Origin of the sequence: Streptomyces sp. NPDC056486 (genome assembly GCF_042795295.1) — a bacterium.
Classification (GTDB): domain Bacteria; phylum Actinomycetota; class Actinomycetes; order Streptomycetales; family Streptomycetaceae; genus Streptomyces.
Genome location: NZ_JBHTSF010000203.1, coordinates 1 through 14,347, shown reverse-complemented (window position 1 = coordinate 14,347; position 14,347 = coordinate 1). Strand labels below are relative to the sequence as shown.

12 protein-coding genes and 1 tRNA gene are annotated in these 14,347 nt (G+C 67.3%); 10 read left to right on the top strand and 3 right to left on the bottom strand.

Annotation, left to right across the window (positions count from 1 at the left end):
* Both ACFQ7F_RS41305 and rpmH read right to left on the bottom strand, forming a co-directional pair.
* A partial coding sequence (locus ACFQ7F_RS41305) for a ribonuclease P protein component (RefSeq protein WP_383283087.1) occupies positions 1 to 145 on the bottom strand: 145 nt, incomplete at its 3' end.
* A 20-nt stretch (positions 146 to 165) separates the two neighbouring features.
* Complete coding sequence (gene rpmH / locus ACFQ7F_RS41300) at positions 166 to 303, bottom strand: 50S ribosomal protein L34 (protein WP_100597229.1); 138 nt, start codon at positions 301 to 303, stop codon at positions 166 to 168.
* A gap of 368 nt (positions 304 to 671) precedes the next feature.
* On the opposite strand from rpmH, the gene dnaA reads away from it, so the two are divergent.
* From dnaA to ACFQ7F_RS41255, 9 genes are all read left to right on the top strand, one after another.
* Positions 672 to 2,576 (top strand): chromosomal replication initiator protein DnaA, encoded by a 1,905-nt coding sequence (gene dnaA, locus ACFQ7F_RS41295; RefSeq protein WP_383283084.1) that lies wholly within the window; start codon positions 672 to 674, stop codon positions 2,574 to 2,576.
* An 872-nt stretch (positions 2,577 to 3,448) separates the two neighbouring features.
* A complete protein-coding gene (gene dnaN, locus ACFQ7F_RS41290; protein ID WP_383283081.1) occupies positions 3,449 to 4,579 on the top strand; it encodes a DNA polymerase III subunit beta in 1,131 nt (376 codons plus the stop codon).
* A gap of 89 nt (positions 4,580 to 4,668) precedes the next feature.
* Complete coding sequence (gene gnd / locus ACFQ7F_RS41285) at positions 4,669 to 5,553, top strand: phosphogluconate dehydrogenase (NAD(+)-dependent, decarboxylating) (RefSeq protein WP_383283078.1); 885 nt, start codon at positions 4,669 to 4,671, stop codon at positions 5,551 to 5,553.
* 71 nt (positions 5,554 to 5,624) lie between these two features.
* On the top strand, positions 5,625 to 6,746 hold the full coding sequence (gene recF / locus ACFQ7F_RS41280; RefSeq protein WP_383283075.1) for a DNA replication/repair protein RecF: 1,122 nt from the start codon (positions 5,625 to 5,627) through the stop codon (positions 6,744 to 6,746).
* Between the two features lie 25 nt (positions 6,747 to 6,771).
* Entirely contained in the window at positions 6,772 to 7,335 is a 564-nt protein-coding gene (locus ACFQ7F_RS41275; protein WP_383283072.1) for a DUF721 domain-containing protein, read from the top strand.
* Between the two features lie 265 nt (positions 7,336 to 7,600).
* Positions 7,601 to 9,670, top strand: coding sequence for a DNA topoisomerase (ATP-hydrolyzing) subunit B (gene gyrB / locus ACFQ7F_RS41270; RefSeq protein ID WP_383283069.1), 2,070 nt, complete (start codon positions 7,601 to 7,603; stop codon positions 9,668 to 9,670).
* A 42-nt stretch (positions 9,671 to 9,712) separates the two neighbouring features.
* Positions 9,713 to 12,316 (top strand): DNA gyrase subunit A, encoded by a 2,604-nt coding sequence (gene gyrA / locus ACFQ7F_RS41265; RefSeq protein ID WP_383283066.1) that lies wholly within the window; start codon positions 9,713 to 9,715, stop codon positions 12,314 to 12,316.
* An 18-nt stretch (positions 12,317 to 12,334) separates the two neighbouring features.
* Positions 12,335 to 13,057, top strand: a complete 723-nt coding sequence (locus ACFQ7F_RS41260) for a DUF3566 domain-containing protein (protein ID WP_383283063.1) — start codon at positions 12,335 to 12,337, stop codon at positions 13,055 to 13,057.
* Positions 13,058 to 13,331: 274 nt separating this feature from the next.
* Positions 13,332 to 13,405: transfer RNA gene (locus ACFQ7F_RS41255), tRNA-Ile, on the top strand.
* A gap of 96 nt (positions 13,406 to 13,501) precedes the next feature.
* Here ACFQ7F_RS41255 and ACFQ7F_RS41250 read toward each other — a convergent pair.
* Positions 13,502 to 13,831: a DUF6344 domain-containing protein gene (locus tag ACFQ7F_RS41250; RefSeq protein WP_383283060.1), complete on the bottom strand. Its 330-nt coding sequence runs from the start codon at positions 13,829 to 13,831 to the stop codon at positions 13,502 to 13,504.
* A gap of 338 nt (positions 13,832 to 14,169) precedes the next feature.
* On the opposite strand from ACFQ7F_RS41250, the gene ACFQ7F_RS41245 reads away from it, so the two are divergent.
* Positions 14,170 to 14,298 carry a DLW-39 family protein gene (locus ACFQ7F_RS41245; protein WP_003999697.1) on the top strand — a complete coding sequence of 43 codons (129 nt, stop codon included), beginning with the start codon at positions 14,170 to 14,172 and terminating at the stop codon, positions 14,296 to 14,298.
* Positions 14,299 to 14,347: the final 49 nt, after the last annotated feature.

Here is a 14,347-nt window from a genome sequence, read left to right as displayed (position 1 = left end):
GGGGAGAGCTCTCCCCCGACGCGTGCGGGTCCGTTGCACCGCTACGTAGATGGACGACGAGAAGCGGGCGTCCGGCCCGTCGCCCTCGGCGTACCGCGGTCGCGAAGTCTTCGCGCCGCCTCAGCCGATGCTCGGTAGGCAGCACGACGTCATGACCTAATGCGATTAAGCGGAAAGTTCGGCGCGACCCTTGCCACGACGGTTCGCGAGGATCGCGCGGCCGGCACGGGTACGCATCCGCAGGCGGAAGCCGTGGGTCTTGGCGCGGCGACGGTTGTTCGGCTGGAAGGTGCGCTTGCTCACTCGGGGGCTCCAGAAATGATTGTGTGGTGGCGGGACATCGCCTGGCTGTCACCGTGCGCCCACGAGAAGCTCGCGAATACGCACCGAGTGCACCGCTTCACAATCACAGATCGTGATCTTTGCCCATCGGAGGCAGGCGGCAGCAGCCATCGACAACTCGACCTGGTCACGGTACGCGGGGCTACGCCATCCGGTCAAACCGACCGTCAGGGAGAGACACTGTGCACAGCCTGTGGACAACAACTTGAACCGCAGCCGTTGCCCTGACTACCGTGGCCAAACTCCGATTCATTCCCTTCTCCCTGCCCATCCCGATATTCCGTCCCAAGAACCACACCTTCGTGGGACCCCATGAGAGAGCGTGCCTTGTGGCTGACGTACCTGCCGATCTTGCCGCAGTGTGGCCACGAGTTCTGGAGCAGCTGCTGGGTGAGGGGCGGGGGCACGGAGTCGATGCGAAGGACGAGCGTTGGATCAAGCGCTGCCAGCCACTGGCGCTGGTGGCCGACACCGCGCTGCTGGCCGTACCGAACGAGTTCGCCAAGGGCGTACTCGAAGGCCGTCTTGCCCCCATCGTCAGCGAATCGCTGAGCCGCGAGTGCGGCCGCCCGATCCGTATCGCCATCACGGTGGACGACTCGGTCGGCGAACCTATGGGCCCGCCGGCGCCGCCCCTTCAGCAGCAGCCCCTCCAGCAACAGACCGGCCAGCAGCAGCGTTACGAAGAGCCTGAGCAGCACCCGGGCCCTGGTCAGGGGCATGATGCGTACGACGGTTACGGCCGCCGCGCCCCGGACGAGCACTCCTCGGGCCGCGGGCCCGACCAGCTGCCGACCGCCCGCCCCGCGTACCCCGACTACCAGCGCCCCGGGCCCGGCGCCTGGCCGCAGCAGCAGCCGCCCCAGCAGCAGGACGACTACGGCTGGCAACAGCAGCGGCTCGGCTTCCCCGAGCGCGATCCGTACGCGAGCCCCCAGCAGCCCCAGCACGACTACCGGTCGCAGCCGCCGCAGGGGCACTCCCCGCACTCTCCGTACGAACAGCACCGCCAGGACCGCCACGACCGGCAGGACCAGCAAGATCGCCACGACCGGCGTGATCGGCACGAGCAGTCCCCCGGCTCCGGCGGGCACCCCAATCCCCGGGGCGGCGTCCACGGCAACGGCCACGGAGTCCACGGCAGCGGCGCGCCCGGACCCCTTGCCGCGCAGCCGGCCCCGGCGTCGGCACCCGGCGAGCCCACCGCGCGCCTCAACCCGAAGTACCTCTTCGACACCTTTGTGATCGGTGCGTCGAACCGTTTCGCGCACGCGGCGGCCGTCGCCGTCGCGGAGGCGCCAGCCAAGGCGTACAACCCCCTCTTCATCTACGGAGAGTCGGGCCTCGGCAAAACGCACCTTCTGCACGCGATCGGGCACTACGCCCGCAGCCTCTATCCCGGCACGCGCGTGCGCTACGTGAGCTCCGAGGAGTTCACGAACGAGTTCATCAACTCCATCCGCGACGGCAAGGGCGACACCTTCCGCAAGCGGTACCGCGAGATGGACATCCTGCTCGTCGACGACATCCAGTTCCTCGCGAGCAAGGAGTCGACGCAGGAGGAGTTCTTCCACACCTTCAACACGCTCCACAACGCGAACAAGCAGATCGTGCTCTCCAGCGACCGGCCGCCCAAGCAGCTGGTGACCCTGGAGGACCGGCTGCGCAACCGCTTCGAGTGGGGACTGATCACCGACGTCCAGCCGCCGGAGCTCGAGACGCGTATCGCCATCCTTCGTAAGAAGGCGGTGCAGGAGCAGCTGAACGCCCCGCCGGAGGTCCTGGAGTTCATCGCGTCCCGCATCTCACGCAACATCCGTGAGCTCGAGGGCGCGCTGATCCGGGTCACGGCTTTCGCCTCGCTCAATCGGCAGCCGGTGGACCTGGGTCTGACAGAGATCGTCCTGAAGGATCTGATCCCCGGCGGCGAGGACGCGGCCCCGGAGATCACGGCTCCGGCGATCATGGCCGCGACGGCGGACTACTTCGGCCTCACGGTGGACGACCTCTGCGGGTCCTCGCGCAGCCGCGTCCTGGTGACGGCCCGCCAGATCGCGATGTACCTCTGCCGCGAGCTGACGGACCTCTCCCTGCCCAAGATCGGCGCGCAGTTCGGCGGCCGCGACCACACGACGGTCATGCACGCCGACCGCAAGATCCGCGCCCTGATGGCGGAGCGGCGCTCGATCTACAACCAGGTCACCGAGCTCACCAACCGCATCAAGAACGGCTGACAGACGCACGGCAGACGCATCTACAGATGTGCTGAGAGCCACTGAGAGCCGCGCGGACACATCGCTGACACGCCTCTGAAGGGCGCTCCGGGACAACTTCCGGGGCGCCCTTTGCCGTTGCGCACGCGCGCGTGGACCCCGTCCGGCCCTCTCCACTGTTCGATTTCCCCAGCTGAGAGGCCTGTTCTCCACAGATCTGTGCTCTTTTTTCCTTCCACACCCTGGGGACCGGGAAGTTGTCCAGATGATGTCCACAGGGGACGCTGCTGAGGGATCATCAAGCCAGGTCAGGTGGTTGTGGATTCGTGGACGAAGACTTTCCACAGGCTGTGGATGAAAATCTCGTCCACAGGGTGTGCATGAACTTGTCCACCGCCGACCCACAGGCTCGAGCCTGTTGTCCCCAGCTTTCCCCAGCTTCTCCACACCGCTGTCCACTGTTCGGCAACGCAACGCGCCCCGTCACCGTGCCGAGTGAAAGGCGTCACACCAAGGTGGTCGGTTGGCCTGTGGGGAAGGTGGGTAAAGCTGGGGACGACGCTGGGGAGAAGTACCCCTTGCCTGTGCACCGGGTGTGCAGAACTTTCGCCCGTCCACAGAAACCACCGGTTGTCCACCGCCTCCGCCCACAGGCTCGGTGGATAAAAAACCGGCACTGACCTGCGAAAACACGGTTATCCACGGTTTCCACAGCCCCTACTACTACTCCCACTTAGAGTTACCGGGGAATTGGCTTGGAAGAGGGGCCTGTGCACAACTCTCGCTCCGGACCTCCGACGCGGCTCGTCACGACTTGACCCCGACGGGCACCCGCTGTCAGTGCGGTGCGTCAGACTGGTCCCCAGTGCCAGCAACAGCAGGAGGGCGGCTAAGTGAAGATCCGGGTGGAACGCGACGTACTCGCAGAGGCGGTGGCGTGGGCGGCGCGCAGTCTCCCGGCCCGGCCTCCGGCACCTGTCCTGGCGGGCCTGCTGCTGAAGGCCGAGGAAGGCGCACTGAGCCTGTCGAGCTTCGACTACGAGGTCTCGGCGCGTGTCTCCGTCGACGCGGAGATCGACGAAGAGGGCACGGTCCTCGTCTCCGGTCGCCTGCTCGCCGACATCTGCCGGGCCCTGCCCAACCGTCCGGTGGAGATCTCCACAGACGGTGTGCGGGCCACGGTGGTCTGCGGCTCCTCGCGATTCACACTCCACACGCTTCCTGTGGAGGAGTACCCCGCGCTGCCGCAGATGCCCACCGCGACCGGCACGGTCCCCGGTGAGGTCTTCGCATCGGCCGCCTCCCAGGTGGCCATCGCCGCGGGCCGTGACGACACGCTGCCCGTCCTGACCGGCGTACGCATCGAGATCGAGGGCGACACGGTCACCCTGGCCTCCACCGACCGCTACCGCTTCGCGGTCCGCGAGTTCCTGTGGAAGCCGGAGGACCCCGAGGCCTCCGCGGTGGCCCTGGTGCCCGCCAAGACGCTCCTGGACACCGCCAAGGCGCTCACGAGCGGCGACACGGTCACCCTGGCGCTGTCAGGATCCGGTGCCGGTGAGGGTCTGATCGGCTTCGAGGGCGCAGGTCGGCGTACGACCACCCGTCTCCTCGAGGGCGACCTTCCGAAGTACAAAACGCTCTTCCCCACGGAGTTCAACTCGATCGCGGTCATCGAGACCGCCCCGTTCGTCGAGGCCGTGAAGCGCGTGGCCCTGGTGGCCGAGCGGAACACTCCGGTCCGGCTCAGCTTCGAGCAGGGCGTGCTGATCCTGGAGGCCGGTTCCAGCGACGACGCACAGGCTGTGGAGAGGGTCGACGCCCAGCTCGACGGCGACGACGTCTCGATCGCCTTCAACCCGACGTTCCTGCTCGACGGCCTGAGCGCGATCGACTCCCCGGTCGCTCAGCTGTCGTTCACGACGTCGACGAAGCCCGCGCTCCTGAGCGGCAGGCCGGCCGTGGACGCCGAGGCCGACGAGGCGTACAAGTACCTGATCATGCCGGTACGTCTGAGCGGCTGAGCCCACAGGTGTGAGCGTGCGTCCGGGCGTAGGCTCGGACGCGGGTACGAAGGTGCCTCCACGCCACATCGCTACTTAAGGAACCACTGATGGAGCTCGGTCTCGTCGGCCTCGGCAAGATGGGCGGCAACATGCGCGAGCGCATCCGCCGCGCAGGCCACACCGTCATCGGATACGACCGCAACCAGGACGTCGCGGACGTCCCCAGCCTCGAAGAGCTTGTGGGCAAGCTCAAGGGCCCGCGTGTCATCTGGGTGATGGTTCCGGCCGGAGCCGCGACCCAGTCCACCGTCGACGAGCTCGGTGAGCTGCTTCAGCCGGGTGACGTCGTCGTGGACGGCGGAAACTCCCGCTGGACGGACGACGAGAAGCACGCCGAGGAGCTCGCTGCCAAGGGCATCGGCTTCGTGGACTGCGGCGTCTCCGGAGGCGTCTGGGGCCTGAAGAACGGCTACGCGCTGATGTACGGCGGCGACGCCGAGAACATCGCAAAGGTCCAGCCGATCTTCGACGCCCTCAAGCCCGAGGGCGACTTCGGTTCCGTGCACGCCGGCAAGGTCGGCGCGGGCCACTTCTCGAAGATGGTTCACAACGGCATCGAGTACGCCATGATGCAGGCCTACGCCGAGGGCTGGGAGCTCTTGGAGAAGGTCGACTCGGTCACGGACGTGCGCGAGGTCTTCCGCTCCTGGCAGGAGGGCACGGTCATCCGTTCCTGGCTGCTCGACCTGGCGGTCAACGCCCTGGACGACGACGAGCACCTGGGGAAGCTGCGTGGCTTCGCCGCCGACTCCGGCGAGGGCCGGTGGACGGTGGAAGCCGCCATCGACAACTCCGTGCCGCTGCCCGCGATCACGGCTTCGCTCTTCGCCCGCTTCGCCTCGCGGCAGGACGATTCCCCGCAGATGAAGATGATCGCGGCGCTGCGCAACCAGTTCGGCGGCCACGCCGTCGAGTCCAAGAGCGAGAACTGATCCACAGCCTGTGCGGGAAACCGTGCAGGTCTATCGCAAGTGAAGTAGGCCGGGGGAGGTCGGCGCACACCATGCACGTCACGCATCTGTCGCTGGCCGACTTCCGCTCGTACGCCCGGGTCGAGGTCCCTCTCGATCCGGGCGTCACCGCGTTCGTGGGCCCGAACGGCCAGGGCAAGACAAACCTCGTGGAGGCCGTCGGCTATCTCGCCACGCTCGGCAGCCACCGGGTCTCGTCGGACGCCCCGCTGGTGCGCATGGACGCCGAGCGCGCCGTCATCCGGGCCGCGGTCCAGCAAGGCGAACGCCAGCAGCTGATCGAGCTCGAACTCAATCCGGGCAAGGCCAATCGCGCCCGCATCAACAGGTCTTCGCAGGTCAGGCCCCGTGATGTGCTCGGGATCGTCCGTACGGTCCTTTTCGCGCCCGAGGACCTGGCGCTGATCAAGGGCGACCCCGGTGAGCGTCGGCGCTTCCTCGACGAGCTGATCACGGCGCGCTCCCCCCGCATGGCGGGTGTGCGCTCCGATTACGACCGCGTGCTGAAGCAGCGCAACACCCTCCTGAAGTCCGCGGCCCTGGCGCGGCGGCACGGTGGGCGCTCCATGGACCTGTCCACGCTCGACGTCTGGGACCAGCACCTCGCGAGGGTGGGCGCCGAACTGCTCGCGCAGCGGCTCGACCTGATCGCCGCGCTGCAGCCGCTCGCCGACAAGGCGTACGAGCAGCTGGCACCCGGCGGCGGGCCCGTAACGCTCGACTACAAGCCGTCGGCGCCGGGCGAGGGCCACACGCGCGAAGTTCTGTACGAGCAGTTGATCGCCGCTCTCGAAGAGGCGCGCAAGCAGGAGATCGAGCGGGGCGTGACGCTGGTCGGGCCGCACCGCGACGACCTGCTCCTGCGCCTCGGCCAGCTCCCCGCGAAGGGGTACGCGAGCCACGGCGAGTCCTGGTCGTACGCCCTGGCGCTGCGCCTGGCCTCGTACGACCTGCTGCGCGGCGAGGGGAACGAACCGGTGCTCGTCCTGGACGACGTGTTCGCGGAGCTCGACGCGCGCCGCAGGGAGCGCCTCGCGGAGCTGGTGGCGCCGGGCGAGCAGGTCCTGGTGACCGCCGCGGTGGACGACGACGTGCCGGGCGTGCTCGCCGGGGCGCGGTTCGCCGTGTCGGACGGCGCTGTGGAGCGCGTATGACGACGCGCCTGAGCCAGGAGCACGCATGAGCGCCGAAGAGCCCTCCAAGGACACCCCGCAGGACTCGGCCAAGGACGCGCCGAAGGTGCCCGAGCCCTCCGGCGTCGACCTCGCCCGTGTCGCCCTCCGGGCCGCCAAGGAGCAGGCACGCGCGCGTGGCGACGCCGCGCAGCAGAAGAAGCAGGCCCGCAGGGGCGGTCTTCGCTCCGGTGCGCGCGCCGACGGGCGTGACCCGCAGCCGCTCGGCTCCGCGATCAACCGCTTGATCACCGAGCGGGGCTGGGAGACGCCGGCCGCCGTCGGCGGAGTGATGGGCCGCTGGCCGCAGATCGTCGGCGAGGATCTGGCCAACCACTGCGTCCCGCAGCGGTACGACGAGAACGAGCGGATCCTGACCGTCCAGTGCGACTCCACGGCCTGGGCGACGAACCTGCGCCTCCTGGCCCCGCAACTGGTCGCGCGCCTCAACGAGGACCTTGGTCACGGCACCGTGCGCCTCATCAAAGTCCTTGGTCCCGGGGGCCCCGCGCGCCGCTTCGGACCCTTGCGTGCCCCGGGCAGCACGGGCCCCGGCGACACCTACGGATGAGCCCGTACCGGGCAGTAGCTCGGGGTTGACACTCCGAGGCGCTGAGTGCCGCTGTGAGCCTCTTAGGGCCCCGGGCCGCATATGGGGAGTCGGATGAGGCCGGTTCAGGACGGCACATGCGGACTCAGGTACCGGCAAACCCCCATCACTGTCGGCGCTACCGGTAGACTGGAAGCTAATCCCGCCCCACTTGTGGGACGCACCGAAAAACGCTGACTATCGCTGAACGACGCAGCCGCTCCGGCCACCGCCGGGTGCTTGGCTTGTGCTGTGCCAGAAAGGGCGCTTCGTGGCCGATTCCGGCAACCCCAACGAGAACATCCCGTCTACCGTCGCTGGCGAGAACGGCGAGGTCACAGCCTTGTACGACGCCAGTGCGATCACCGTCCTCGAGGGTCTGGACGCGGTCCGCAAGCGGCCTGGCATGTACATCGGGTCGACCGGTGAGCGTGGCCTGCACCACCTCGTGCAAGAGGTTGTCGACAACTCCGTCGACGAAGCCCTCGCCGGGCACGCGGACACCATCGACGTCACGATCCTCGCCGACGGTGGCGTGCGCGTCATCGACAACGGCCGAGGCATCCCGGTGGGCATCCACCCCGTCGAGAAGAAGCCTGCCGTCGAGGTCGTGCTCACCGTGCTGCACGCGGGCGGCAAATTCGGCGGCGGCGGATACGCGGTCTCCGGTGGTCTGCACGGCGTCGGTGTCTCCGTCGTGAACGCCCTGTCGACGAAGCTCGCCGTCGACATCAGGACCGACGGCTACCGCTGGACCCAGGACTACAAGCTGGGTGTGCCGACGGCCCCGCTGGCCAAGCACGAGCCGGTCGAGGACACGGGCACCACGGTCACTTTCTGGGCCGACCCGGACGTCTTCGAGACGACCGAGTACTCCTTCGAGACGCTGGCACGGCGCTTCCAGGAGATGGCGTTCCTCAACAAGGGTTTGACCATCAAACTCACTGATGAGCGCGATTCGGCGAAGGCGACGGCGGGTGCGGACTCGGTCGAGGCGAAGGACGACGCCGTCGACGAGGCGCGCACGGTGACGTACTACTACGAAGGCGGCATCGTCGACTTCGTGAAGTACCTCAACTCCCGTAAGGGAGAGATGATCCACCCGACCGTCATCGACGTCGAGGCCGAGGACAAGGAGCGCATGCTCTCGGCCGAGATCGCCATGCAGTGGAACTCGCAGTACACCGAAGGTGTCTACTCCTTCGCGAACACGATCCACACGCATGAGGGCGGTACGCACGAGGAGGGCTTCAGGGCCGCGCTGACGGGCCTGGTCAACCGGTACGCGCGCGAGAAGAAGCTGCTGCGCGAGAAGGACGACAACCTCACGGGCGAGGACATCCGCGAGGGTCTGACGGCCATCATCTCGGTGAAGCTGGGCGAGCCGCAGTTCGAGGGCCAGACCAAGACCAAGCTGGGCAACACCGAGGCGAAGACCTTCGTACAGAAGGTCGTGCACGAGCACCTCACGGACTGGTTCGACCGCAATCCGAACGAGGCCGCGGACATCATCCGCAAGGGCATCCAGGCCGCCACGGCCCGTGTCGCCGCCCGTAAGGCGCGCGACCTGACCCGTCGCAAGGGCCTGCTCGAATCGGCTTCCCTGCCCGGAAAGCTCAGCGACTGCCAGTCGAACGACCCGACGAAGTGCGAGATCTTCATCGTCGAGGGTGACTCCGCCGGTGGTTCGGCGAAGTCCGGCCGAAACCCGATGTACCAGGCGATCCTGCCCATCCGAGGCAAGATCCTGAACGTCGAGAAGGCACGGATCGACAAGATCCTGCAGAACCAGGAAGTCCAGGCCCTCATCTCGGCCTTCGGCACGGGTGTGCACGAGGACTTCGACATCGAGAAGCTCCGCTATCACAAGATCATCTTGATGGCGGACGCCGACGTCGACGGTCAGCACATCAACACCCTGCTCCTGACGTTCCTGTTCCGCTTCATGCGGCCGCTCGTCGAGTCCGGCCACGTCTACCTGTCGCGCCCGCCGCTCTACAAGATCAAGTGGAGCCGGGACGACTTCCAGTACGCGTACTCGGACCGCGAGCGCGACGCGCTGGTCGAGCTCGGCCGTCAGGCCGGCAAGCGCTTCAGGGACGACTCGGTCCAGCGCTTCAAGGGTCTCGGTGAGATGAACGCCGAGGAACTGCGCATCACGACGATGGACCAGGACCACCGCGTGCTCGGCCAGGTCACCCTGGACGACGCGGCGCAGGCCGACGACCTCTTCTCGGTGCTGATGGGAGAGGACGTCGAGGCGCGGCGCTCGTTCATCCAGCGCAACGCCAAGGACGTCCGCTTCCTCGACATCTGAGTCGGCCGTACAAGCCGCACCTCGAAAGGACTTTGACCAGCAATGGCCGACGAGAACACCCCCGTGATGCCCGAAGAGGAGCCCGTCGTTCCCGGCGTGGGCATGCGTGTCGAGCCCGTCGGGCTCGAGACGGAGATGCAGCGCTCCTACCTCGACTACGCGATGTCCGTCATCGTGTCGCGTGCGCTGCCCGACGTGCGGGACGGTCTGAAGCCCGTCCACCGCCGCGTCCTGTACGCGATGTACGACGGCGGATACCGCCCCGAGAAGGGCTTCTACAAGTGCGCCCGCGTCGTCGGCGACGTCATGGGCACCTACCACCCGCACGGCGACTCCTCGATCTACGACGCCCTGGTCCGCCTGGCCCAGCCGTGGTCGATGCGGATGCCCCTGGTGGACTCCAACGGCAACTTCGGCTCTCCGGGCAACGACCCGGCCGCCGCCATGCGGTACACCGAGTGCAAGATGGCGCCGCTGGCCATGGAGATGGTCCGTGACATCGACGAGGAGACCGTCGACTTCACGGACAACTACGACGGCCGTAACCAGGAGCCGACGGTCCTGCCGGCGCGCTTCCCGAACCTGCTGATCAACGGCTCGGCGGGCATCGCGGTCGGCATGGCCACGAACATCCCGCCGCACAACCTCCGCGAGGTCGCGGAGGGCGCGCAGTGGGCTCTCGAGCACCCGGACGCCTCGCACGAGGAGCTGCTCGACGCGCTGATCGAGCGCATCAAGGGCCCCGATTTCCCCACCGGCGCACTAGTAGTGGGCCGCAAGGGCATCGAAGAGGCGTACCGCACGGGCCGTGGCTCCATCACGATGCGCGCGGTCATCGCGGTCGAGGAGATCCAGAACCGCCAGTGCCTGGTGGTCACCGAGCTCCCCTACCAGACCAACCCCGACAACCTCGCGCAGAAGATCGCCGACCTGGTCAAGGACGGCAGGGTCGGCGGCATCGCCGACGTCCGCGACGAGACGTCCTCGCGCACGGGCCAGCGCCTCGTCGTCGTCCTGAAGAGGGACGCGGTCGCCAAGGTCGTACTGAACAACCTCTACAAGCACACCGACCTGCAGTCGAACTTCAGCGCCAACATGCTGGCCCTGGTCGACGGCGTGCCGCGCACCCTCTCCCTGGACGCCTTCATCCGCCACTGGGTGACGCACCAGGTCGAGGTCATCGTCCGGCGGACGAAGTACCGGCTGCGCAAGGCCGAGGAGCGGGCCCACATCCTGCGCGGCCTGCTGAAGGCCCTGGACGCGATCGACGAGGTCATCGCGCTCATCCGGGCCAGCCAGACGGTCGACGTCGCGCGAGAGGGCCTGATGGGCCTTCTCTCGATCGACGAGATCCAGGCCAACGCCATCCTCGAGATGCAGCTGCGCCGCCTGGCCGCCCTGGAGCGCCAGAAGATCGTCGCCGAGCACGACGAACTGCAGGCGAAGATCAACGAGTACAACGCGATCCTGGCCTCGCCCGAGCGGCAGCGCCAGATCATCAGCGAGGAGCTCGCGGCGATCGTCGACAAGTTCGGCGAGGACCGTCGCTCGGCGCTCGTGCCCTTCGACGGCGACATGTCCATGGAGGACCTGATCGCCGAGGACGACATCGTCGTCACGATCACGCGCGGCGGTTACGTCAAGCGTACGAAGACGGTGGATTACCGCTCCCAGAAGCGCGGCGGCAAGGGCGTCCGCGGTACGAAGCTGAAGGAAGACGACATCGTCGACCACTTCTTCGTGTCGACGACCCACCACTGGCTGCTGTTCTTCACCAACAAGGGCCGGGTCTACCGCGCGAAGGCGTACGAACTGCCCGACGCCGGCCGCGACGCCCGCGGCCAGCACGTGGCGAACCTGCTCGCCTTCCAGCCGGACGAGAAGATCGCCGAGATCCTCGCGATCCGTGACTACGAAGCGGTGCCCTACCTGGTGCTCGCCACCAAGGGCGGCCTCGTGAAGAAGACCCCGCTCAAGGACTACGACTCGCCGCGCGCCGGTGGCGTCATCGCCATCAACCTCCGCGAGACGGACGACGGCAAGGACGACGAGCTGATCGGCGCCGAGCTCGTCTCGTCCGAGGACGATCTGCTGCTCATCAGTAAGAAGGCGCAGTCGATCAGGTTCACCGCAACAGACGATGCGCTGCGTCCCATGGGCCGCGCGACATCGGGTGTTAAGGGCATGAGTTTCCGCGGTGGCGACGAACTGCTCTCGATGAATGTCGTCAGGCCGGGTACTTTCGTCTTCACCGCAACCGACGGTGGGTACGCCAAGCGCACCAATGTCGACGAGTACCGCGTCCAGGGCCGTGGCGGCCTCGGCATCAAGGCTGCCAAGATCGTGGAGGACCGCGGCGAACTCGTGGGCGCGCTGGTGACGGAGGAGACCGACGAGATCCTCGCCATCACCCTGGGCGGCGGTGTGATTCGTACGCGAGTCAACGAGGTCAGGGAGACAGGCCGTGACACCATGGGCGTCCAACTGATCAACCTGGGCAAGCGCGATGCCGTGGTCGGTATCGCTCGTAACGCCGAGGCCGGGCGCGAGGCAGAGGAAGTCGACGGTGACATCGTCGTCGACGAATCGGCCGACGGTGAGCCGGTCGTCGGTACGGACGAGGGCACGGAGTCCACGGCCGAGTAGCGCGAGGAGAGAGTCATCGTGAGTGGAGCCACGGGCGCCGGGGCGAGTGGAACCGGCCAAGCCGCCGGTACAGACGGTGTCCGTGGCTCCGCCACTGATTCTCAAGACTCGCATGAGTCCCGTGGATCCCAGGGGGGAACCGTGACCGACACCCGAGGGCCGCAGTCGGCTCAGTCAGCGCAGTACGGCGGGTCCTACGAAGGCGGCACCCAAGGGACCCAGGGGGCCACAGGAGCGCTGCCCGGAGAGCGGCAGCCCCAGCAGTCCCAGCAGCAGGGCGGCCAGGCGTACCACCCGCCGCAGGCCTATCAGCAGGGGTCCCAAACGGGTTCCGTGCGCAGGCCGCGGACCGGGGCACGCACGACGCCCCGTACGCGCAAGGCGCGGCTGCGGGTGGCCAAGGCCGACCCGTGGTCGGTGATGAAGGTCAGCTTCCTGCTCTCCATCGCACTCGGCATCTGCACGATCGTCGCGGCTTCCGTGCTGTGGATGGTCATGGACGCCATGGGCGTCTTCTCGACGGTGGGCGGCACGATCTCGGAGGCGACGGGCTCGAACGAGTCCAACGGATTCGACCTGCAGTCCTTCCTGTCGCTGCCGCGCGTCCTGATGTTCACGACGATCATCGCGGTCATCGACGTGGTCCTCGCCACGGCGCTCGCGACGCTCGGCGCCTTCATCTACAACCTCTCCGCGGGCTTCGTGGGCGGCGTCGAGCTGACGCTGGCCGAAGACGAGTAGTACTTACTCCTGCTCGCTTCAGCTCTTCAGCTCTTCCTCCCTTCCGCTCTTCCGCTCTTACTTAGGTCTACGTAGTCCAGGGTCTCGCCCGTTCAGGGTGGGGCCCTGTTTCTTCTTCCCGGCCGTGTCTCCCCGGCGTCTCCCCGACCGCTTCTTCCCGGCTGATCCGGTCCCGCACGGCCCGTCCGGTCCCTGCGGAGGTATCGATTTTGGGACTGGCCCGCACGTGCGCTAATCTTCAGAGGTCAGCGCGCGGGACATACCGCAGCGCGGCGGGGCTATAGCTCAGTTGGTTAGAGCGCATCCCTGATAAGGATGAGGCCACAGGTTCAAATCCTGTTAGCCCCACAGACAAGAAGAAGACCCCCAGCCTGTATCGGCTGGGGGTCTTCTTTGTGTCTGAGAGGCCCCTGGGGGACAACGGCCGAGTCGGCCGGGCCGTGACTACGGCTCCGCGGCGAGCCCGCCCGGATGGGCCTCGGCCTCGACGGCCGTCTCCGTGTCGTCACTGGGGAGCTGGCGGCAGCTGGGGGATGATCCGTGTGCCTCCGCGCGGATGCGCTGCTTCATCGTGGGCGGCAAGGACCGTTCGTACGCCGCTGCCCAGTAGGCCGCCAGTGGTGCCGTCATGGTCGGCGCGCTCTCGCACGTTTCCGTGGCCCGCTGTACCGGCGTGGCCGCCGCTGCCGTCGTCGTGAACCCAAGCGTGGCGAAGAGTGCGAGGAAGGCGGTGATGAGCGTGGTCCACAGCTTCATGGCCTTGGTGCCGGTCATGGCGTCTCACTTTCGGGTTGGGCGATTTGCGTACTTTCCTCATCATGTGTATGCGGGGCCGAGAGTGGGGGACCGACGCTCGTGGCGCGTCGATGTTCAGATGAACACCACCCGGATGGCCGCAAAGGGCCCCTGAGGGGCCCGGGAGGGGGCCGGGTGAGGTCAGGAGCGGCAAAACCCTCGGCGGGCCGTGAGGAGCCAAAGGGGCGGCGAAGCCCGATTCGACTGCTGTGTCCGGGGCGGGAGTTGGGGTGGATCCAGGTCACCGATCGGTATCGGTCGGTGTGTATAGTCGGGCGCCAAGAGGTCCCTTACGTCAAGAAAGACGAGGTCGCGCGGTGAAGAAGCTTCTCCTGGTCGCACTGGCCGCCATCGGCGGGCTCCTCGTGTACCGCCAGATCCAGGCGGATCGCGCCGAGCAGGATCTGTGGACGGAGGCGACTGACTCCGTGCCCACGGGTTCGTGAGTACAGACAACAGTCTCTTCACAGGGCCCCGGCCGCTTCTGCGGCCGGG

Bases quoted from the DNA above. Each gene is read 5' to 3' on its own strand.
- ACFQ7F_RS41250 (WP_383283060.1), bottom strand. From the start codon at position 13,831: ATGACCGGCACCAAGGCCATGAAGCTGTGGACCACGCTCATCACCGCC.
- ACFQ7F_RS41275 (WP_383283072.1), top strand. From the start codon at position 6,772: ATGAGCGCCGAAGAGCCCTCCAAGGACACCCCGCAGGACTCGGCCAAG.
- gyrA (WP_383283066.1), top strand. From the start codon at position 9,713: ATGGCCGACGAGAACACCCCCGTGATGCCCGAAGAGGAGCCCGTCGTT.
- gnd (WP_383283078.1), top strand. From the start codon at position 4,669: ATGGAGCTCGGTCTCGTCGGCCTCGGCAAGATGGGCGGCAACATGCGC.
- recF (WP_383283075.1), top strand. From the start codon at position 5,625: ATGCACGTCACGCATCTGTCGCTGGCCGACTTCCGCTCGTACGCCCGG.